The 18270-nt window shown below is 67.4% G+C and carries 22 protein-coding genes; 12 read left to right on the top strand and 10 right to left on the bottom strand.

Annotated elements, in window-relative coordinates; translation table 11 throughout:
• Nucleotides 1–2: 2 nt before the first annotated feature.
• The 5 genes from M2282_RS28230 to purM form a co-directional block, all read right to left on the bottom strand.
• A complete protein-coding gene (locus M2282_RS28230) occupies nucleotides 3–998 on the bottom strand; it encodes a GlxA family transcriptional regulator (RefSeq protein ID WP_280812099.1) in 996 nt (331 codons plus the stop codon).
• Nucleotides 968–1594 (bottom strand): DJ-1/PfpI family protein, encoded by a 627-nt coding sequence (locus tag M2282_RS28225; RefSeq protein ID WP_280812098.1) that lies wholly within the window; start codon nucleotides 1592–1594, stop codon nucleotides 968–970. Before M2282_RS28225 ends, M2282_RS28230 begins: the two co-directional genes overlap by 31 nt.
• Nucleotides 1591–2157, bottom strand: a complete 567-nt coding sequence (locus M2282_RS28220) for an isochorismatase family protein (protein ID WP_280812097.1) — start codon at nucleotides 2155–2157, stop codon at nucleotides 1591–1593. Before M2282_RS28220 ends, M2282_RS28225 begins: the two co-directional genes overlap by 4 nt.
• Before the next feature lie 125 nt (nucleotides 2158–2282).
• A complete protein-coding gene (locus M2282_RS28215; protein ID WP_280812096.1) occupies nucleotides 2283–3368 on the bottom strand; it encodes an AI-2E family transporter in 1086 nt (361 codons plus the stop codon).
• Between the two features lie 47 nt (nucleotides 3369–3415).
• The gene (purM, locus tag M2282_RS28210; RefSeq protein ID WP_280812095.1) at nucleotides 3416–4456 is read right to left on the bottom strand and encodes a phosphoribosylformylglycinamidine cyclo-ligase; all 1041 of its coding nucleotides are present in this window, start codon (nucleotides 4454–4456) and stop codon (nucleotides 3416–3418) included.
• A 132-nt stretch (nucleotides 4457–4588) separates the two neighbouring features.
• Here purM and hda point away from each other — a divergent pair, with 132 nt between their 5' ends.
• The 5 genes from hda (at nucleotide 4589) to M2282_RS28185 (ending at nucleotide 9398) form a co-directional block, all read left to right on the top strand.
• A complete protein-coding gene (hda, locus tag M2282_RS28205; RefSeq protein ID WP_280812094.1) occupies nucleotides 4589–5275 on the top strand; it encodes a DnaA regulatory inactivator Hda in 687 nt (228 codons plus the stop codon).
• Between the two features lie 18 nt (nucleotides 5276–5293).
• A complete protein-coding gene (gene pcnB / locus M2282_RS28200) occupies nucleotides 5294–6931 on the top strand; it encodes a polynucleotide adenylyltransferase PcnB (protein WP_280812093.1) in 1638 nt (545 codons plus the stop codon).
• Nucleotides 6928–7587 (top strand): 2-amino-4-hydroxy-6-hydroxymethyldihydropteridine diphosphokinase, encoded by a 660-nt coding sequence (gene folK / locus M2282_RS28195; protein WP_348541750.1) that lies wholly within the window; start codon nucleotides 6928–6930, stop codon nucleotides 7585–7587. The genes pcnB and folK overlap by 4 nt, the downstream gene beginning before the upstream one ends.
• 141 nt (nucleotides 7588–7728) lie before the next feature.
• A complete protein-coding gene (locus M2282_RS28190; RefSeq protein WP_093434743.1) occupies nucleotides 7729–8373 on the top strand; it encodes a DUF47 domain-containing protein in 645 nt (214 codons plus the stop codon).
• A 14-nt stretch (nucleotides 8374–8387) separates the two neighbouring features.
• Nucleotides 8388–9398, top strand: a complete 1011-nt coding sequence (locus M2282_RS28185; protein ID WP_280812092.1) for an inorganic phosphate transporter — start codon at nucleotides 8388–8390, stop codon at nucleotides 9396–9398.
• Between the two features lie 3 nt (nucleotides 9399–9401).
• Here the strand turns inward: M2282_RS28185 and M2282_RS28180 are convergent, their stop codons facing one another.
• Together M2282_RS28180 and M2282_RS28175 are read right to left on the bottom strand one after the other, a co-directional pair.
• Nucleotides 9402–9848 (bottom strand): hypothetical protein, encoded by a 447-nt coding sequence (locus M2282_RS28180; protein WP_280812091.1) that lies wholly within the window; start codon nucleotides 9846–9848, stop codon nucleotides 9402–9404.
• Nucleotides 9845–10369 (bottom strand): GNAT family N-acetyltransferase, encoded by a 525-nt coding sequence (locus tag M2282_RS28175; protein ID WP_280812090.1) that lies wholly within the window; start codon nucleotides 10367–10369, stop codon nucleotides 9845–9847. The genes M2282_RS28180 and M2282_RS28175 overlap by 4 nt, the downstream gene beginning before the upstream one ends.
• A 180-nt stretch (nucleotides 10370–10549) precedes the next feature.
• On the opposite strand from M2282_RS28175, the gene rpsP reads away from it, so the two are divergent.
• The 7 genes from rpsP to hisC all read left to right on the top strand — a co-directional run bounded on the left by rpsP (nucleotide 10550) and on the right by hisC (nucleotide 15650).
• Entirely contained in the window at nucleotides 10550–10813 is a 264-nt protein-coding gene (gene rpsP, locus M2282_RS28170; protein WP_013540078.1) for a 30S ribosomal protein S16, read from the top strand.
• Nucleotides 10814–10828: 15 nt separating this feature from the next.
• Nucleotides 10829–11383, top strand: coding sequence for a ribosome maturation factor RimM (rimM, locus tag M2282_RS28165; RefSeq protein ID WP_280812089.1), 555 nt, complete (start codon nucleotides 10829–10831; stop codon nucleotides 11381–11383).
• 17 nt (nucleotides 11384–11400) lie between these two features.
• Entirely contained in the window at nucleotides 11401–12147 is a 747-nt protein-coding gene (trmD, locus tag M2282_RS28160; RefSeq protein ID WP_280812087.1) for a tRNA (guanosine(37)-N1)-methyltransferase TrmD, read from the top strand.
• A 112-nt stretch (nucleotides 12148–12259) separates the two neighbouring features.
• On the top strand, nucleotides 12260–12643 hold the full coding sequence (rplS, locus tag M2282_RS28155; protein WP_042582524.1) for a 50S ribosomal protein L19: 384 nt from the start codon (nucleotides 12260–12262) through the stop codon (nucleotides 12641–12643).
• Between the two features lie 124 nt (nucleotides 12644–12767).
• Nucleotides 12768–13508 carry a CoA pyrophosphatase gene (locus tag M2282_RS28150; protein ID WP_280812086.1) on the top strand — a complete coding sequence of 247 codons (741 nt, stop codon included), beginning with the start codon at nucleotides 12768–12770 and terminating at the stop codon, nucleotides 13506–13508.
• A 41-nt stretch (nucleotides 13509–13549) separates the two neighbouring features.
• Nucleotides 13550–14551, top strand: a complete 1002-nt coding sequence (locus M2282_RS28145; protein WP_280812085.1) for a CobD/CbiB family protein — start codon at nucleotides 13550–13552, stop codon at nucleotides 14549–14551.
• A gap of 10 nt (nucleotides 14552–14561) precedes the next feature.
• The gene (hisC, locus tag M2282_RS28140) at nucleotides 14562–15650 is read left to right on the top strand and encodes a histidinol-phosphate transaminase (protein ID WP_280812084.1); all 1089 of its coding nucleotides are present in this window, start codon (nucleotides 14562–14564) and stop codon (nucleotides 15648–15650) included.
• Here the strand turns inward: hisC and rsgA are convergent.
• Genes rsgA through M2282_RS28125 form a run of 3 tightly spaced genes read right to left on the bottom strand, consistent with a single transcriptional unit; the run spans nucleotide 15644 to nucleotide 18263 of the window.
• Nucleotides 15644–16603 carry a ribosome small subunit-dependent GTPase A gene (gene rsgA, locus M2282_RS28135; protein WP_280812083.1) on the bottom strand — a complete coding sequence of 320 codons (960 nt, stop codon included), beginning with the start codon at nucleotides 16601–16603 and terminating at the stop codon, nucleotides 15644–15646. The two genes, hisC and rsgA, sit on opposite strands and share 7 nt — an antisense overlap.
• 12 nt (nucleotides 16604–16615) lie before the next feature.
• Nucleotides 16616–16966 (bottom strand): 4a-hydroxytetrahydrobiopterin dehydratase, encoded by a 351-nt coding sequence (locus M2282_RS28130; protein WP_280812082.1) that lies wholly within the window; start codon nucleotides 16964–16966, stop codon nucleotides 16616–16618.
• 31 nt (nucleotides 16967–16997) lie between these two features.
• A complete protein-coding gene (locus tag M2282_RS28125; RefSeq protein WP_280812081.1) occupies nucleotides 16998–18263 on the bottom strand; it encodes a M48 family metallopeptidase in 1266 nt (421 codons plus the stop codon).
• Nucleotides 18264–18270: the final 7 nt, after the last annotated feature.

Here is an 18270-nt window from a genome sequence, read left to right as displayed (position 1 = left end):
CGTCAGGCTTTCAGCGCCGCGTTCGCTTCCGACGGCGAGCCGGGCAGCCCGAACTGATGCCACGCCCGGCGCAGCTGCGTGTCGGAGCCGAAGCCCGACAGCTCCGCCGCCCGCGTGACGCTCGCGCCCGACGACAGCGCGAGCTGAGCGGCCGCCAGCCGCAGCCGCCGCAGATAGGCCAGCGGCGCCACGCCCGCATGCTCCACGAAGAGCCGCGTGAGATGCCTTGCCGAGGTGTGGGCCACGTCCGCCATGCGCGGCACGCTCCAGTCGGCCTGCGGCTGCTCGCTGACAGCGTCCTGCACGCGATGCAGCGCCGCGTGCAGGTGGTTGCGGTAGGCGAGAAAGGGCGAGAGCTCCGGATCGTGCGGGCCGCGCCGCAGCGCCACCACCATCGTCTGCGCCACCTGGGCCGCGAGCGCTTCGCCGCAGGTCTGGGCGATGCGGTGCAGCACGAGGTCGATGCCGGTCGTGACGCCCGCGCTGCTGTAGAGCGGCGGATCGATCACGAACACCCGGTTGCTCACCACCTCGCAGCGCGGCTCGACCGCGCGCAGTTCGTCCAGGTGATGGTGGTGCGTGGTGGCGCGCCGACCGGCCAGCACGCCGGCATGCGCCGCCAGCACCGCGCCCGCGCAGATGGTGACCAGCTCGACGCGCCCGCGTTCGAAGCGCTGGCCGCGCAGCCAGTGCAACAGGTCCTGCGCTTCGGGGTTGTCGATGGCGATGGTGTTACCGGTCAGGCCGACGAGCACCACCCAGGCCGGCCCGTCCCACTGCGTGGGCAAGGGCGCGAGCCCGGCGAGCGCAACGCCGACCGAGGCGATGGACGTCGGCCGCGGGCTTGCGAACTCGATCGCGAAACGCTCGGACTGGCCCGAGGCCCGCAGCCGCTGGTTCGCGATGCGGAGCGCCTCGGCCGGCCCGGCCCAGTCGAGCACGAGGCTGCCGGGCAGCAGCACGAAGACTACGCGGATGGGCTCTGGTTGCGGGTCCATGCGTAGTCCATCTGTCGCGCGGTGCGCTCGGCCAGGGCTTGGCCGGCCAGGCGCTCCACGAGATGCAGGCTCATGTCGATGCCCGCGCTGATGCCCGCGGAGCTGACGATGCGGCCGGTGTCGACCCAGCGAATGTCTTCGCGCACCTCGAGCTGGGGAAACTGTTCGCGCAGGTCGGCGATGTCTTCCCAGTGGGTGGTGACCGCTTCACGCGTGACCACGCCGCTTTTCGCAAGCAGGAAGACACCGGTGCAGACCGATGCCAAGACTTGCGCGCCGGCCGCGCATGCGGCGATCCAGCGCAGGGTTTCGGGGCTCGCCATGGGTGCATCGACCACGCCGCCGGGAACGATCAGCACGTCGGCCGCCGGGTTGTCTGCGATGGCGTGGTCGGCCAGCAATTGCAGGCCGGCGCGCGCCTGCACCGGCTGGCCGCGCGGCGCGAGTGCGACCGACGCGACCTCGAACGGGGCCGCCGTGCCCGGCTGCATGCGCTGGCTGACCCGGCTCGCGGTGGTGAACACCTCGAAGGGGCCGGCGAAATCCAGCGCCTCGACGCCGTCGTAGGCCAGGATGAGCACGCGCAACGGGCTCATGCCGTCGCGCCCGCGCGTTCAAGCGCCTGCGCCACGCTGCAGATCGTCGCGAAGCGCCCGGCCAGCACGGCGGCCGTGCGCGACTTGATGTCGGCCGCCAGCAGCGGCTGGCCGTCGGGCTGCACCATGTCGAAGGTCAGCGTGGCGTCGGTCACGTAGTCGACCTCCCAGCCCAGGTCCGAGGCGTGGCGGGTGGTGGTTTCGCAGCACTGCTCGGTGCGGATGCCGCTCACGATCAGCCGGCGGATGCCGTTCTCGGTGAGCCAGATGTCCAGGCCGCTGTTGACCAGCGCGCTGTGGCGGTGCTTGGTGAAGGTGGCCGCGGCCTCGAATGGCCTGAGCCCGTCGATGGGGTGGATGTGGCCCGACTCGACGGCGAACGGGTTGCTCGCATTGCTGGGTTCGTCGACGTGGAAGATCCGGACGATCGGAACGCCGGCCGCTGCGGCGCCTTCGATCAATGCGTTCTGGGCGGCGAAGTAGGGCGCCGCGACGTCTTCGTTCCAGTACGCGCGGTGGCGGAACGATTGCTGGGCGTCGATCACAATCAGACAGGTTTTCATGGCGGTGCCTCGCGAGCAGGGCGGAGTGGATGATGCCGCCGATTCTTCTGCGTTGCCAGCGCCTGGTCCGTGCCGAAGCGGACCAGAACCGATCAGATCAGGACATCGCAGCCCCGCAAAGGCCGTCAGACCAGCGATGCGGCCTGAAGCTCTTTCTTCAGGTAGGCGTAGTACAGCGGCGCCGCCACCAGGCCGGCCGGCCCGAACACCGCCTCGGCCACGAACATCACCGCGAGCAGCTCCCACACGCTCATCTGCGTGCGGGCGCCGACCACCTTGGCGTTGATCACGTACTCGGCCTTGTGGATCACGATCAGGAAAATCAGGCAGGCCGCCGCCGTGGCCGGCGAAACCGACAGGCCCACCAGCGTGATCACCGAGTTGCAGACCAGGTTGCCCACGATCGGCACCAGCCCGGCCAGGAAGGTGAGCGTAATGAGCGCCGGCGTGTACGGCAGATGCGCGCCCCACAGCGGCATCAGGAACAGCAGGAAGATGGCGGTCAGCAGCGTGTTGAAGGCCGCGATCCAGAATTGGGCCGCCACGATCTGGGCGAAGGCCTCGCCGAAGGTCTCCACGCGCTGGTGCAGCTGCTCGGCCAAGGGCTTGCGCCGCAGCGGCGCGGCTGCCACGGCGGCCAGGCTGCCGACGATCAGGCCCACATAGGAAAAAAGCAACCCGTGCAGCCAGGCCCGCCCCGCCATGGCCAGCGAGCCGGCCTGCGCGCGCAGGTAGTTAGCGATCACGCGCTGGATCTCGGCCGCGCCCTCGGGCAGGTAGGTCGCGATGTCGGGCGGCAGCTTGGAGCGCAGCTCCAGCACCGTGCGGGCGGTGTAGTCGAGCAGTTCGCGGTACTGGTCGGGTGCATCGACGATGTACTCGCGCGCCTGCGACAGCCCCAGCGTGATCAGCGCGGCAGGGGCCAGCAGCACCACGATCACCGCCAGCACCCCGGCCCAGCCGCCCGCGCGCGGGCGCATGGCCGGAATGCGCAAGAGTCCCTTTTCGATCAGGCGGGCGAGCCAGCGCGTGACCAGGAAGCCGATGCACACGCAGATCAGGCCCGGCAGCAGGTGCTCCCACATCACGAGCATCAGCGCGCCCAGCATCAGGAGGTAGCTGGCGAGCATCACGCCGCGCGAGGCCGTGGGCCGGACGATGGGCGCCGCGGATGCGGCGGCGGTGAAAGTGGGTTGCGGCTTTTTGGCCATCCGGGGTTCGGTTGCGCTGCTCGGGGTGGTTGCGGGGTCTTGGGGGATCAGCCGACGACCACTGCAGCGCCTTCGCCGCGCTCGGCGATGACGCCGATCTCGTGCACCTTTTCACCCGAGGCGCGCAGCGTGGCGGCGCAGGCGGCGGCTTCGGCCGCATCGATGACCACGACCATGCCGATGCCGTTGTTGAAGGTGCGGTTCATCTCGATGTCGTCGATGCCGGCGACCTTCTGCAGCCAGGCGAAGAGCTCGGTCTGCGGCCAGCTGCCCTTCTTGAGGTGGGCGGCGGTGCCTTCGGGCAGCACGCGCGGGATGTTCTCGAGCAGGCCGCCGCCGGTGATGTGGGCGAGCGCCTTGATCGGGTGCCTGGCCAGCGCCTCGAGCACCGGCTTCACGTAGAGGTGGGTGGGCTCCATGACGGCTTCGCGGAAGGGCTTGCCGTCGAGCGTGGCGGGCAGGTCGGCGCCCGCGCGCTCGATCACCTTGCGCACCAGGCTGAAGCCGTTGGAATGCACGCCGGCCGAGGCCAGGCCGAGCACCACGTCGCCGGGCTTGACGTCCTGGCCGGTGAGGATCTTCGATTTTTCGACCGCGCCGACCGCAAAACCCGCGAGGTCGTATTCGCCGGCGGGGTACATGCCGGGCATTTCGGCGGTTTCGCCGCCGATGAGCGCGCAACCGGAGAGTTCGCAGCCGCGGGCGATGCCGCCGACCACGGCGGCGGCCGTGTCAACGTCCAGCTTGCCGCAGGCGAAGTAATCCAGGAAGAAGAGGGGCTCGGCACCCTGCACCAGCACGTCGTTGACGCTCATGGCCACCAGGTCGATGCCGACGGTGTCGTGCATGTTCCACTCGAAAGCCAGCTTGAGCTTGGTGCCCACGCCGTCGGTGCCGCTCACCAGCACCGGCTCCTTGTAGCGCTTGGGCACCTCGAACAGGGCGCCAAAGCCGCCGATGCCGGCCAGCACGCCTTCGCGCATGGTCTTCTTGGCCAAGGGCTTGATGCGGTCGACCAGCGCGTCGCCGGCATCGATATCGACACCGGCATCCTTGTAGCTGAGCGGGGTGGGCGTAGGGGAAGTCATGGGTGTGCGAAAGCGAACAAGAGGCCCACAAGAGGCGGGGTGGTGGAGGCGCCGGCAACCGGAGCGGCCGGGCCGATAGAATTCCTGTTGATTTTAAGGGCCCCAGCGGCCCCCTCCATGAACCTTCCCGGGATGAAACAGCTCGCGCTCGATATCGGCATTGCGACGGGCCCCAGCTTCGACGCCTTTTTTGCCGGCCCCAACGAGGCGGCGCTGCGCCACCTGCAAGTGTGGGTGGGCAGCGCCGGCAGCCCTGCGCTGCACTCGCCGGTGCCTACCTATCTCTGGGGCGAAGGCGGCAGTGGCAAGACCCATCTGCTCGAATCGGTGCGCGTCGCACTGCGCGAGCAGGGCGCCAGCGTGGGCTGGCTGCATGCCGGCCTGCTCGAACCGCCCGAGTTCGACGAGCGCTGGGGCGCCGTGCTGCTCGACGACGTTCACCTCTACACCGCCGTGCAACAGCACGCGGCCTTCAACTGGTTCGTCAATGCCCAGACCCTGCAGCGCGGCGTGGTCGCTGCCGGCGCCTTGCCGCCGGCCGACCTGCCGCTGCGCGAAGACCTGCGCACCCGCCTGGGCTGGGGCCACGTGTTCCACCTGCACGTGCTCAGCGAGACCGAACGCCGCGCGGTGCTGCGCCAGGCCGCCGATGCGCGCGGCGTGATGCTGTCCGACGACGTGCTCGATTTCATGCTGCACCGCTTCAGCCGCGACCTCGGCAGCCTGATGGAGCTGCTCACCCAGCTCGACGGCTACGCCCTCCAGACACAACGCGCGATCACCATCCCGTTGATCCGATCCATGCTCGAAAACCAATAAGAAGAGCTTTCACAACCAATGATCAAGACATTCATCGACAAACTGCTGGGCAAATCCGCCGGCAGCGCACAGGGCAAGAGCCGCTTCGGCAAGCGCCAGGAGGTGCCGGCAGCGGTTCACAAGATCGATCCGGCCCTGGTCGACGAACGCGCGAAGAACGTGGTCACCACGCTCCAGCAGGCGGGATACGAGGCCTACGTGGTGGGTGGCGCGGTGCGCGACCTGCTGCTGGGCCTGCGCCCCAAGGACTTCGACGTGGCCACCAACGCCACGCCCGAGCAGGTCAAGTCGCTGTTCCGCCGCGCCTTCATCATCGGCCGGCGCTTTCGCATCGTGCACGTGGTGTACGGCCGGGGTCGCGAGCACGAGGTGATCGAGGTCTCGACCTTCCGCGCCTCCATGGACAGCGCCGCCGCCGAGCAGGTCACCGGCAACGAGCGCACCAGCAAGGGCGAGCTCGCGAGCATGAAGCACGCGGTGGACGCCAGCGGCCGGGTGCTGCGCGACAACGTCTGGGGCCCGCAGGAAGAAGACGCGGCGCGCCGCGACTTCACCGTCAACGCCATGTACTACGACCCGGCCAACCAGGTGGTGGTCGACTATCACAACGGCATCAAGGACGCCCAGAAGCTCACGCTGCGCATGATCGGCGACCCGGTCACGCGCTACCGCGAAGACCCGGTGCGCATCATTCGCGCGATCCGCTTCTCGGCCAAGCTCGCGGCGCTGGGCTTCAAGATGGAAGCCAAGACCGCCGCGCCGCTGATCGAGTCGAGCAAGCTGCTGGCCGACGTGCCGCAAAGCCGCATGTTCGACGAGATGCTCAAGCTGCTGCAGACCGGCCACGCGATCGCCACGATCGCGCAGTTGCGCAAGCTGGGGCTCGCCACCGGCATCTATCCGCTGCTGGACGTGGTGGTCGAGCGCGCCGACCAGCCGTTCGTGAAAGCCGCCCTGCAGGACACCGACCGCCGCGTCGGCGAAGGCAAGCCGGTGGCGCCCAGCTTCCTGCTGGCCTGCGTGCTGTGGGCCGACGTGCGCGATGGTTGGGCACAGCGCCAGGAAGGCGGCCATGGCCAGCGCCCGCAGCCGCCGTTCCCGGCGCTGCAGGATGCGATCGACGACGTGTTCACTTCGCGCATCGGCGACGTCTCGGGCCGAGGCAAGCTGGCCGCCGACATGCGCGAGATCTGGATGATGCAGCCGCGCTTCGACAAGCGCACCGGCTCCACGCCCTACAGCCTGGTCGAGCAGGCGCGCTTTCGCGCAGCCTTCGACTTCATGCGCCTGCGCGCCGACGTGGGCGAGGTCGGCGAGGCGATTGCCGAGTGGTGGCAGGAATTCAGCACCGCCGACGATGTGCGCCGGCAAGACCTGCTGGAGCAGGTGCGCGACGAGCAGAAGACCCGCCAGCGCGTGCGTGTGCGCGAGACGCCACCACCGCCCAAGCCCCGCGGCGAGTCGGCCGGCCGGCAGCGCCAGGGTGAGGCCCCGGCCCAGCAGGCCCACGATTCGGAACAGGACGAAGAAGTCGAAGTCGAGTCCGGCGCCGTGCCGCCCGATGGCGAGGCGCCCGCAGCGCGCAAGCGCCGGCGCCGCCGGAAGCCCCGCACCGGAGGTGGCGGTGAGGGCGGCGGAAACGCCGAGGGCGCATGAGCACGTCCGACCAGCCGAAGGACGGCAAGAAGCCCCCCAGGACCACTGACAAGGCCAAGGCCGCTCCGCCGCGCGCGGGCGGTGCCAGGCCCCAGCCGCCCGGCGCCCGGAAGGGTCCACCCGGCGGCCCTCCCGCGCGCCGCGCGCCCGCCCGTGCCCCCACGAGCCGCCCCCGCGGCCCGCGCGAGGACTACCCGACCGTGCAGGCCTTCGTTGCCATCGGCGCCAACCTGGGCGATGCCGAGGCCTCCGTGAAGGCCGCCATGGCCGCCATCGGCGCGCTGCAGCGCACCACGGTGACCGCCCGTTCGTCGCTCTACCGCAGCGAGCCTGTGGATGCCGAAGGCCCCGATTTCGTCAACGCCGTGGTGGCCGTGCGCACCGGCCTGGATGCCGAACAGTTCCTCGTGGCGTTGCAGCGCCTGGAAACGCAGGCCGGCCGCGAAAGGCCGTTCCCCAACGCGCCTCGCACGCTCGATCTCGACCTGCTGATGCACGGCAACTCGGTGATCGACACGCCCACGCTGACCCTGCCGCATCCCCGCATGCGCGAGCGCGCCTTCGTGCTGAAGCCGCTCGCCGAGATCGCGCCCGACAAGGTGCCGCGCGCGGCGCTGGCACGCGTTACGGGCCAGGTGGTCAAGCGCATCGTCTGAAGAGGGCCGGGCTGGTTTGCGGTTCAGTTCGGGGGGGCCGAAAAGCGGGCCGACCCGGACACGGTCGTCGCTCCCGTTAAACTTCGCCGGTTTTTCATGAAGGCGTCATCCCGTTGTGGTTGGCGCACCCCAGGAGTTTCCATGTTCGGCAAGCTGCTGCCCCGCGAGGGCAATTTCTTCGAGATGTTCAACCAGCACGCCGAGCGCATCGTGGAGGCGGCGAGGGCTTTCGAGCAACTGGTCGCCAACTACAACGACGTGCACCTGCGTGAGCAGTACAACCGCGACGTCGACAACGCCGAGCGCGCTGCCGACCGCGTGACGCACGACGTCAACCGGCTGATCCACAAGACCTTCATTACGCCCATCGACCGCGAGCAGATCCACAAGCTCATCAACACGATGGACGACGTGGCCGACTTGATCCAGGACTCGGCCGAGACCATGGCGCTGTACGACGTGCGCCACATGACCGACGAGATCGTGCGCCTGACGGCCCTGAGCGTGAAGTGCTGCGACCGCCTGAAGGACGCCGTCAAGTTCCTCGGCAAGATCGCCGACCCGGCCGTGGCCGAGGCAGTGCTCAAGACCTGCGAGGAAATCGACCGCCTCGAATCGGATGCCGACCGCGTGATGCGCAGCGCCATGAGCAAGCTGTTCCGCGAAGAGCCCGACGTGCGCGAGGTGATCAAGCTCAAGGCGATCTACGAATTGCTAGAGACGATCACCGACAAGTGCGAGGACGTGGCCAACGTGATCGAGGGCATCGTCCTCGAGAATTCCTGAGCGGGTAGCGACGGATGGCAACGGTTCAGGTCGCCCTCTGGGTGGTGATAGTGCTGGTCGTGCTTGCGATCCTGTTCGACTTCATGAACGGGTTTCACGACGCGGCCAATTCGATCGCGACGGTGGTTTCCACCGGGGTTCTCAAGCCGGGACAGGCCGTGGTGTTCGCGGCCTTCTTCAACCTGATCGCGATCTTCATCTTTCATCTGAGCGTGGCGGCCACGGTGGGCAAGGGCATTGCGCAGCCAGGAGTGGTCGACGTGCATGTGGTGTTCGGCGCGCTCATCGGTGCCATCAGCTGGAACCTGGTGACCTGGTACTACGGCATTCCGAGCAGTTCGTCGCACGCGCTGATCGGGGGCATCGTGGGCGCGGTGATCGCGAAGACCGGCACCACCGGCCTGGTGGCCTCGGGCATCTGGAAGACGGTGGCGTTCATCTTCGTGTCGCCGCTCCTGGGCTTCCTGCTGGGCTCGATGATGATGATCGCGGTGGCCTGGGGCTTCCGGCGTGCCACGCCTTCGCGGGTGGACCGCTGGTTCAGGCGGCTGCAACTGGTGTCTGCCGGCGCCTACAGCCTGGGCCACGGCGGCAACGACGCGCAGAAAACCATCGGCATCATCTGGATGCTGCTGATCGCCACCGGCTACGCCTCGGCCGGCGATGCGGCGCCGCCCACCTGGGTCATCGTGAGCTGCTACACCGCGATCGCGCTGGGCACCATGTTCGGCGGCTGGCGCATCGTGAAGACGATGGGCCAGAAGATCACCAAGTTGAAGCCCGTGGGCGGCTTCTGCGCCGAGACCGGCGGCGCGCTGACGCTGTTCCTGGCGACGGCGCTGGGCATCCCGGTGTCGACCACCCACACCATCACGGGCGCCATCGTCGGCGTGGGCTCCACGCAGCGCGCGAGCGCAGTGCGATGGGGCGTGGCGGGAAACATCGTGTGGGCGTGGATCTTCACGATCCCGGCGTCGGCCTTCGTGGCCGCGATCGCCTACTGGCTCAGCATGCAGCTGTTCTGACGGCTATTGCGAAATCTTCCGGCCTTCTTCGATCTGGTGTTCGAAGTAGCGCTGGAAGCTGAACACGATGCTGGCCATCAGGATCGTGCTGCCGAAGAAGAGCGACAACACCACGGCACCGATCGTGAACCAGTTCGTCTGGCCCGGGGCGGCGTCTTCCGGGGCGTTGGTGTTGAAGCGGGCATTCCACTTTTCGGGTGACATCAGGCCGTAGACGATCGCCGTCAGCGCACAGCCGGCGATGGTGAAACCCAGCAGCGGAATCAGCGCCCAGCTCATGCCGTCGTCCACGCCGTACATGCGCACGCGCTCGATGCCGTAGATGCCCAGTGCCGTCGGAATGGGCAGCAGCCAGCCCAGCAAGTCGCCCATGCCGCGCAGGTAGAAGCGGTGCAGCCCTAGAGGACCGCCGAGAAAAGAAAGCCAGGCTGCGGTAGTTTTGTTTTTCATTCAGGGTTTGTCGTGCTGCCTTCGCCGAGCACCTTTTCCATCAGGACCACGTCGCGCCATTCGCCGAACTTCCAGCCGCAGTCCTTCAGCACGCCCACGTGGGTGAAGCCCTGGCTGCGGTGCACGCCGACGGAACCGGCGTTGGCCGAGTCGCCGATCACCGCGATCAGCTTGCGGACGCCGACGGCTTCCGCGGCCTCCGAGAGCGCCGCCAGCAGCTTGGCACCCAGACCCTTGCCGCGCGCTGACTCCGCCATGTAGATCGAGTCTTCGGCCGAAAAGCGGTAGGCCGGACGCGGCTTGAACCAGTTGCAGTAGGCAAAACCCAGCACCTGGCCATCTTCCTCGGCGACCAGGTAGGGCAGGTTCTTGCCGAGCACGTCGGCACGGCGCGCGGCCATGTCGGCGGCGGACGGCGCCTCGGTCTCGAAGGTGCCCGTGCCGTGCAGCACGTGGTGGGCATAGATGGCCGTGATGGCTGCGACGTCGTCGTCGCAGCTGGGGCGGATGGAGAGGGTCATGGGTGAAAAAGAGACGGCTCAGGGCCGAAAATTCGGAGAAAACGCGCAGCGGGCTATAATCGCAGGCTTTTCAGCGTGTCGCTGGCCGGGTGGCCATGTCGCGTGTCTCGACGCTGGAAGAACATTGTGAGCGGGCCTCTTTCTCATCCAACTGGCTCGCTGACCACCCAAGGATAAATCATGGTCGTCATTCGACTCTCCCGCGGCGGCTCCAAAGGCCGTCCGTTCTTCAACATCGTCGTGTCGGACAAGCGCGTTCGCCGCGATGGCCGCTTCATCGAGCGCCTGGGTTTCTACAACCCGACCGCCAAGGAAAACGAAGAAAGCATCCGCATTGCCCAGGATCGCCTGACCTACTGGAAGAGCGTTGGCGCCCAAGCCTCGCCCACGGTCCTGCGCCTGATCAAGCAAGCTGCAGCTGCAGCCCCCAAGGCGGCAGCCTAAGCCGTCAGCACGGCGATGTTGCCCGCACTCGAAGCCGCCGAATTGCCGGCGGATGCGATCGAGGTAGGACGCATCGCCGATGCATGGGGCATCAAGGGCTGGTTCAAGGTCCTGCCCCACAGCGCCCAGCCCGAGGCGCTTTTTTCTTCCAAGCGCTGGTTCCTGCAGGCTCCCGGAGCCTCGGCGAACGCCGCTTTCCGGCTCGCGATCCGCGAAGCCAAAGAACATTCCGACTGCATCGTCGCCTCGTCTGAAGATGTGCCCGACCGCAACGCGGCCGAGGCCCTGCGCGGCGCGCGCGTGTTCGTGCCGCGCTCGAGCTTTCCGACGGCCGGTGACGACGAGTACTACTGGGTGGACCTGATCGGCCTGTCGGTCGTCAACCGCGAAGGCGTGACGCTCGGTACGGTGCGAGAGCTGCTCGCCACCGGCCCGCAGACCACGCTGGTGCTCACCGCCGAAGAAGACGGCAAGACCGTCGAGCGCATGGTGCCCTTCGTCTCTGTCTTCGTCGACAAGGTCGATCTGGCCGGCCGTCTCATCACGGTCGACTGGCAACCCGAGTTCTGACTCCGGGGCTTGCGCGCATGCGCTTCGACGTCCTCACGCTCTTTCCCGAACTGTTCGCGCCCTTCATGGCCAGCGGCGTGACGCGCCGTGCCTACGAGTCGAAACAGGTCGAGGTCGTGCTCTGGAATCCGCGCGATTTCGCGCAGGGCAACTACAAGCGCGTGGACGACCGTCCCTTCGGCGGCGGCCCCGGCATGGTGATGATGGCCGAGCCGCTGGCGGCCTGCCTCGATGCGGCGCTGGCCGCACGCGGGGCGGAGGCCCCGGTCGTGCTGTTTTCCCCCATCGGCGAGGCGCTGCGCCACGAAGCGGTCGAAAAGTGGTCGGCGAGCGAGGGCGCGGTGCTGGTCTGCGGCCGCTACGAAGGCATTGACCAGCGCTTCATCGACGCGCGCGTCACCCATCAGATCAGCCTCGGCGATTTCGTTCTCTCCGGGGGCGAGATCGCGGCCATGGCGCTGCTCGATGCCGTGGCCCGGCTGCAGCCGGGGGTGCTCGGCGACGAGGCCAGCCATGTGCAGGACAGCTTCAACCCCGCGCTCGACGGCCTGCTCGACTGCCCGCACTACACCCGGCCCGAGCAGTGGAACGGGCAGGGCGTTCCGGCGCCTCTGCTCTCGGGCCACCATGCGCAGATCGAGCGCTGGCGCCGCGACCAGCGGCTGGCCATGACGGCCGCCCGGCGCCCCGACCTCATCGACGCTGCCCGCGCTGCCGGCCGCTTGGACAAGGCAGATGAGACGGTGCTGAAAAAAAAGCTATAATATCGGGCTCCCGATCCTCTGCCCGGCCGCGCCTGGCCTTCTGCCCACCCCCGGGTGACAGATACCAACGGCGCCTTTTGTGTAGCCCGACACGATCGAATATCAGGAAATCATGAACCTCATCGAAACCCTCGAGCAGGAAGAAATCGCCCGCCTCGGCAAGAAGATCCCCGATTTCATGCCCGGTGACACGGTCATCGTCAGCGTGAGCGTCGTCGAAGGCACCCGCAAGCGCGTGCAGGCCTACGAAGGCGTCGTGATCGCCAAGCGCAATCGCGGCCTCAACAGCGGCTTCACCGTGCGCAAGATCTCCAGCGGCGAAGGCGTGGAGCGTACGTTCCAGACCTACAGCCCACTGATCGCCGGCATCGAAGTCAAGCGTCGTGGCGATGTGCGCCGCGCCAAGCTGTACTACCTGCGCGATCGCAGCGGTCGTTCGGCACGCATCAAGGAAAAGCTGCCGGGCAAGTCGCAAGCAGCAGCGGCCGCCAAGTAAGCCGTTTTCCTGCAGTGCAAAAAGCCGCCGCTCTGGCGGCTTTTTGCGTTTTTGCTCCCGCTCGCAGACAACTTTTCGTTTTTCCGCTCTACTTCTTCTTTCCGGCTCCGGTACTTTTCATCTCTTGACCACCTCATCCACTTCCCTGCAGGACGCCTCCGTCGAACCCGTCAACGCCGTGGCACTGTCCACGCTGCCGCCGTTCGATCCGCGCAAGGCGCCTTTCACGGTGAAGAACGATGGTCTGCCGGCAGTGGCGGCCGCGCAGTTGACGGCACAAGCCCTTAGGGCGCGTTTCGAGGCGCCGCCGACCTGGACGCCCGAGCTGCGCCGCGAGCCGCGCATGACCGAGCGCGCACCCGCCCAGGCCGCGGTGCTCGTGCCGATCGTGCAGCGTCCGCAAGGCGCGACCGTGCTGCTGACCGAGCGCACCGCGCACCTGTCTACCCATTCGGGCCAAGTCGCGTTTCCCGGCGGCCGTGTAGATCCCGAAGACGCGAACCTTGCAGCGGCCGCGTTGCGCGAAGCCTGGGAAGAGGTCGGCCTATCGGCGCAATACATCGAGGTGCTCGGCAACCTGCCGACCTACACGACGGTCACATCCTTCATCGTGACGCCTGTGGTCGCGCTGGTGCAGCCCGACTTCGAACTCACCATCAATCCCTACGAAGTCGCCGATGCCTTCGAGGTGCCGCTCGCATGGCTGATGGACCCGGCCAATCACCGCCACCACACCGTGCCCGCGCCCGACGGCACGAAGCGGCAGTGGTATTCGATGCCCTACCAGGATGGCGCCGACGAGCGCTTCGTCTGGGGTGCGACCGCCGGCATGCTGCGCAATCTTTACCGTTTCCTGAGCGCCTGAACCCGGTCTGAACCTGCGGGCTCTCTCGCTATCATCGAAGGATGAGCTTCTTTGCCATCCTGTGCGCGTTGTTGATCGAGCAGGTGAGGCCGCTGGGCCCCCACAACCCCGTGTACGGGACCGTCCTCGCGTGGACGCGCTGGACCAGCCGCAACTTCGACGCGGGCAAGCCCCACCACGGATGGATCGCCTGGGGGCTCGCTGTGTTCGTGCCCACGCTGGTGGCGCTCGGCGTGCACTGGCTGCTGGTGCTGACGCTGGGCCTGCCGTTCGCGGTGCTCTGGAGCATTGCGGTGCTTTACGTCACGCTGGGCTTCCGGCAATTCAGCCATCATTTCACCGACATCCGCGACGCGCTCGACGAGGGCGACGAGCCGCTTGCGCGCTCGCTGCTCGCGCACTGGCAGGGCGTCGATGCCGCCGAACTGAAGCGCAGCGAGATCGTGCGCCACGTGATCGAGCATTCGGTCATCGCGGCGCATCGCCACGTGTTCGGTGTGTTGGCGTGGTTCTCGGTGCTCGCCGCCATCGGCCTCGGACCGGCCGGCGCGGTGTTCTACCGGATGAGCGAGTTTGTCGCACGCTACTGGGCCCACAAGAACGGCGCTGCTGTGCAGCCGTCGAGCGTCTCCGTGCAACAGGCCGCCGAGAGCGCCTGGCACGGGATCGACTGGCTGCCCGCCCGCATCACGGCGCTGGGCTTCGCGGTGGTCGGCAGTTTCGAGGAAGCCATCGACTGCTGGCGCAACGACGCGCGTCGCTTTCCGAACGAGAACGACGGCGTGATCCTGGCGGCCACCTCCGGTGCGGTCAACGTGCGGCTGGGTGGCGGCTCGCTGAGCCCCATTCCGGTCACCGATCCGCTGTCGCGCGCACAGGCCGGCGAATCCGTGATCGATGACCGCAGGCCCGACAGCGGCAGCACGCCCGGGCGCGAGCCCGAACCCGGCCACTTGCGCAGCGTGGTCGGCCTCGTCTGGCGCTCGGTCGTGATGTGGATGGTGCTGCTGGCCTTGCTGACGCTCGCCCGTCTGCTTGGCTGAGCGGCGCGACATGACCACCGCAGTGCCGGCCTTCTGGAGCCCGCGCATCGGCGTGCTCGAGCCCTATGTGCCCGGCGAGCAGCCGCGCATCGCGAACCTCGTCAAGCTCAACACCAACGAGAACCCGTATCCGCCGTCGCCGCATGCGATCGATGCGATCCAGCAGGCGGCTGCGAATGGGTTGGAGCGCTATCCCGATCCCACCTCTCTCGCGTTGCGCGAAGCAGTTGCACGGCGGCACGGCCTGACGGTCGACCAGGTGTTCGCAGGCAACGGCTCCGACGAGGTGCTCGCGCACGCCTTCTTCGCCTTCTTCCAGCAGGCCGAGCCCTTGCTGATGCCCGATGTGAGCTACAGCTTCTACAAGGTCTACGCGCAGCTCTACGGGATCGCGTGCGAGCTGCAGCCGGTCGACGAGGGCCTGCGCATCGACATCGAGGCCCTTGCGGTCCGTGCACGCAGCGGATGCGCAGGCATCGTGATCGCGAATCCAAATGCGCCCACGGGCATCGGGCTCCCGCTGTGGCAGATCGAACGACTGCTCGCAGCATGCCCCGACCGCGTGGTGCTGGTGGACGAGGCGTACGTCGATTTCGGCGGCGAGAGCGCGCTGCCGCTCATCGGCAAATATCCGAACCTGCTCGTGGTGCAGACCCTCTCCAAGTCGCGTTCGCTCGCCGGCCTGCGCGTCGGCTTCGCGTGCGGGCAGCAGCACCTGATCGACGCCTTGGTGCGCGTCAAGGACAGCTTCAATTCCTATCCGCTCGACCGGCTCGCCACGGCGGGCGCCGTCGCGGCGCTGAAGGACGAGGCATGGTTCAACACCACGCGCGACAAGATCGTCGATACCCGCGAAGGGCTCAGCCTTCAACTCGAAGACCTGGGCTTCGAGGTGCTCCCTTCGCAGGCCAACTTCGTGTTCGCGCACCATCCGCTGCGCGATGCGGCCGAGCTGGCGGCGCTGCTGCGCGAACGCGCGGTGCTCGTGCGGCATTTCAAGCAACCGCGCATTGCGCAGTACCTGCGCATCAGCATCGGCACGCGGGAGCAGTGCAGCGCGCTGGTTCAGGCGCTGCAAGCCATCCTGGAAGCTCAGTAGCGCGTCTGGCTCAGCTCGGCGAACAGCTCGCCGTAGATCCTGTAGCGCGATGCGCTGATCGGGCCCGCGTGCGCAGGCGTCTCGACGTTCGAGATCACGCCGCAGCCGGGTTCATGCAGGTGGGTGCAGTTGTAGAACTTGCAGTCCCCCGTGTGCTCGGCGATGTCGGGCATCAACCCGGCGAGCTGCATCGGCTCGATGTGGTTCAGGCCGAATTCCTGGAAGCCCGGCGAATCGATCAGGCCGGTGGTGCGGGCTTCGTCGATCCAGTACCAGGTGGTGCTCGTGGTCGTGTGCTTGCCGGAATTCAGCGCCTGCGAAATCTCCTGGGTCAGCACGGTCGCGCCCGGCACCAGCAGGTTGGTCAGCGTGCTCTTGCCCGAGCCGGAAGGGCCGAGCACGAGGGTGGACTTGCCGGACAGCAGCTTCATCAGCGACGCATAGTCCGCCTCGCCCGATGCCCTCAGAGACAGCGGCAGCACGCCGTGATGCATGCGGCGGTAGGGCGCCAGCTTGGCCCAGGCGCGCTCGAAGGGCTCGACCAGGTCGCTCTTGTTGAGCGCGATGATCGGTGTGATGCGCTGGGCCTCGGCGGCAATCAGCGCGCGCGCCAATTGATGCTCGGAGAACTCCGGCTCGGCGGCGATCAGGATCAGCACGTGGTCCAGATTGGCCGCAAACGACTTGGTGCGGATCTCGTCCTGCCGGTAGAAGAGGTTGCGCCGCGGCAGAACCTCTTCGATGGTGCCTTCGTCCTCGGTGGCCTGCCAGCGCACGCGGTCGCCGACCACGGCCTGGCTCTTCTTGCCGCGCGGGTGGCAGATCAGCCGCTCGCCCGTAGGCGTTTCGACCAGACAGTGACGCCCATGGCTGGCAACGACGAGGCCGTCGTGATGCGCCTTCCCCGTGTTGTGCGCAGCAGGAGTGAAGGCGGCGCGGCCGGGCTTAGCCACAGGCGTGCTTCCTCATGCGGCGGGGCTCGCGACCAGCGCGTCGGCTTGGCGTGCGCAATCGAAATCGGTGACCGACAGGCCATTCACGTCGTGCGTGTTGAAGCGCACGACGCAGCGGTTGTAGTGCACCGACAGGTCGGGGTGATGGTCCTGCGTGTGGGCCACGAGCGCCAGCGCGTTCACGAAGGCGATGGTCTCGAAGTAGTTGGCGAAGGTGAAAGTCTTCTCGATGGCGACATCGGCACCGTCGCCGGTGAGCTTCCAGCCGTCGAGCTGGGCGAGGCCGGAGACGATCTCGGTGGCGCTCAGGGCCTGGCGAGGCGGAAGGTTCTTCCAGTCCTTGGGTTTGAACATGCTGCTCATGGTGGGCTTCGCGAAATGGGTTGATCGATGGTCACGCCGCGGTCATGCGCGCGAGGCGCTCGGAGGCGGGCGGATGGGAGTAGTAGAACTTGACGAACACCGGGTCGGGCGTGAGCGTCGATGCGTTGTCCTGGTAGAGCTTGAGCAGGGCGGCGGAGAGGTCGGCGCCGCTGGTTTGCGAGATCGCATAGGCATCGGCCTCGAACTCGTGCTTGCGCGAGAGGCGCGCCGGCAGCGGCGCCACGAAGAAGCCGAACACCGGCACGGCGAGCATGAACAGCAGCAGGGCCAGCGCGCTGTTGGGCGCGGCCGGCGACATGTTCGGCTGCACGCCCAGGCCGGTATAGAACCAGACCTGTGTCGAGACCCAGCCCAGCAGCGCGAAGCCGGCCAGGCTCAGCGCGAACATCGCGACGAGCCGCTTCACGATGTGGCGGTGCTTGAAGTGGCCGAGTTCGTGCGCGAGCACGGCCTCCACCTCGCCGGCGTTGAGCTGGCGCAACAACGTGTCGTAGAACACGACGCGCTTGCTTGCGCCGAAGCCGGTGAAGTACGCATTCGCATGCGCGCTGCGGGTGCTGCCGTCCATCACGAACAAGCCCTTGGCTGCGAAGCCGCAGCGCTTCATCAATGCCGTGACGCGCGCCTTCAGCGTGGGGTCGTCGAGCGGCTTGAACTTGTTGAACAGCGGGGCGATGAAGCTCGGATAGATCAGCATCAACAGCAGGTTGAACCCCATCCACACGGCCCAGGCCCAGAGCCACCACAACGTGCCGGCTGCGCCCATGAGCCAGAGGATCAGCGCTGCGATCGGCAAGCCGATCAGCGCGCCGAGCAGCGTCGACTTGGCGGTGTCGGCCAGCCAGAGCTTCCAGGTCATCTTGTTGAAGCCGAAGCGCTCTTCGAGCCTGAAGGTCTGCCAGAGCGTGAACGGTAGTTCGAGCAGGCCGCCGATGGCCGCGAAGGCGGCCAGCAGCACCAGTTGCTGGACCATGCCGCCGCCGAGCCAAACCAGCAGCAGCTTGTTCAGCACATCGAGCCCGCCGAGCAGCGTCCAGCCGAGCAGCAGTGCCGCGCTCCAGGCCATCTCGACCAAGCCGAAGCGAGCCTTGGCGATCGTGTAGTCGGCGGCTTTCTGATGCGCTGCGAGCGTGATGGTCTGCGCGAAAGCTTCGGGTACGGCGCCGCGGTGCTGTGCCACGTGGCGCACCTGCCGCGAAGCGAGCCAGAACTTCACGACGAGGCCTGCAACGAGCGCGGCCGCGAAGGCGATGGTGAAGATGAGCGAATAGGACATGGAGCGC

The sequence above is a fragment of the Variovorax boronicumulans genome (assembly GCF_029892485.1).
Taxonomy (GTDB): domain Bacteria; phylum Pseudomonadota; class Gammaproteobacteria; order Burkholderiales; family Burkholderiaceae_C; genus Variovorax; species Variovorax boronicumulans_B.
The sequence above is the reverse complement of the archived record's forward strand: the minus strand, read 5'-3'. Positions and strand labels throughout refer to the sequence as shown.

Bases quoted from the DNA above. Each gene is read 5' to 3' on its own strand.
- M2282_RS28230 (WP_280812099.1), bottom strand. From the start codon at position 998: ATGGACCCGCAACCAGAGCCCATCCGCGTAGTCTTCGTGCTGCTGCCC.
- M2282_RS28225 (WP_280812098.1), bottom strand. From the start codon at position 1,594: ATGAGCCCGTTGCGCGTGCTCATCCTGGCCTACGACGGCGTCGAGGCG.
- M2282_RS28220 (WP_280812097.1), bottom strand. From the start codon at position 2,157: ATGAAAACCTGTCTGATTGTGATCGACGCCCAGCAATCGTTCCGCCAC.
- M2282_RS28215 (WP_280812096.1), bottom strand. From the start codon at position 3,368: ATGGCCAAAAAGCCGCAACCCACTTTCACCGCCGCCGCATCCGCGGCG.
- purM (WP_280812095.1), bottom strand. From the start codon at position 4,456: ATGACTTCCCCTACGCCCACCCCGCTCAGCTACAAGGATGCCGGTGTC.
- hda (WP_280812094.1), top strand. From the start codon at position 4,589: ATGAAACAGCTCGCGCTCGATATCGGCATTGCGACGGGCCCCAGCTTC.
- pcnB (WP_280812093.1), top strand. From the start codon at position 5,294: ATGATCAAGACATTCATCGACAAACTGCTGGGCAAATCCGCCGGCAGC.
- folK (WP_348541750.1), top strand. From the start codon at position 6,928: ATGAGCACGTCCGACCAGCCGAAGGACGGCAAGAAGCCCCCCAGGACC.
- M2282_RS28190 (WP_093434743.1), top strand. From the start codon at position 7,729: ATGTTCGGCAAGCTGCTGCCCCGCGAGGGCAATTTCTTCGAGATGTTC.
- M2282_RS28185 (WP_280812092.1), top strand. From the start codon at position 8,388: ATGGCAACGGTTCAGGTCGCCCTCTGGGTGGTGATAGTGCTGGTCGTG.
- M2282_RS28180 (WP_280812091.1), bottom strand. From the start codon at position 9,848: ATGAAAAACAAAACTACCGCAGCCTGGCTTTCTTTTCTCGGCGGTCCT.
- M2282_RS28175 (WP_280812090.1), bottom strand. From the start codon at position 10,369: ATGACCCTCTCCATCCGCCCCAGCTGCGACGACGACGTCGCAGCCATC.
- rpsP (WP_013540078.1), top strand. From the start codon at position 10,550: ATGGTCGTCATTCGACTCTCCCGCGGCGGCTCCAAAGGCCGTCCGTTC.
- rimM (WP_280812089.1), top strand. From the start codon at position 10,829: ATGTTGCCCGCACTCGAAGCCGCCGAATTGCCGGCGGATGCGATCGAG.
- trmD (WP_280812087.1), top strand. From the start codon at position 11,401: ATGCGCTTCGACGTCCTCACGCTCTTTCCCGAACTGTTCGCGCCCTTC.
- rplS (WP_042582524.1), top strand. From the start codon at position 12,260: ATGAACCTCATCGAAACCCTCGAGCAGGAAGAAATCGCCCGCCTCGGC.
- M2282_RS28145 (WP_280812085.1), top strand. From the start codon at position 13,550: ATGAGCTTCTTTGCCATCCTGTGCGCGTTGTTGATCGAGCAGGTGAGG.
- hisC (WP_280812084.1), top strand. From the start codon at position 14,562: ATGACCACCGCAGTGCCGGCCTTCTGGAGCCCGCGCATCGGCGTGCTC.
- M2282_RS28130 (WP_280812082.1), bottom strand. From the start codon at position 16,966: ATGAGCAGCATGTTCAAACCCAAGGACTGGAAGAACCTTCCGCCTCGC.
- M2282_RS28125 (WP_280812081.1), bottom strand. From the start codon at position 18,263: ATGTCCTATTCGCTCATCTTCACCATCGCCTTCGCGGCCGCGCTCGTT.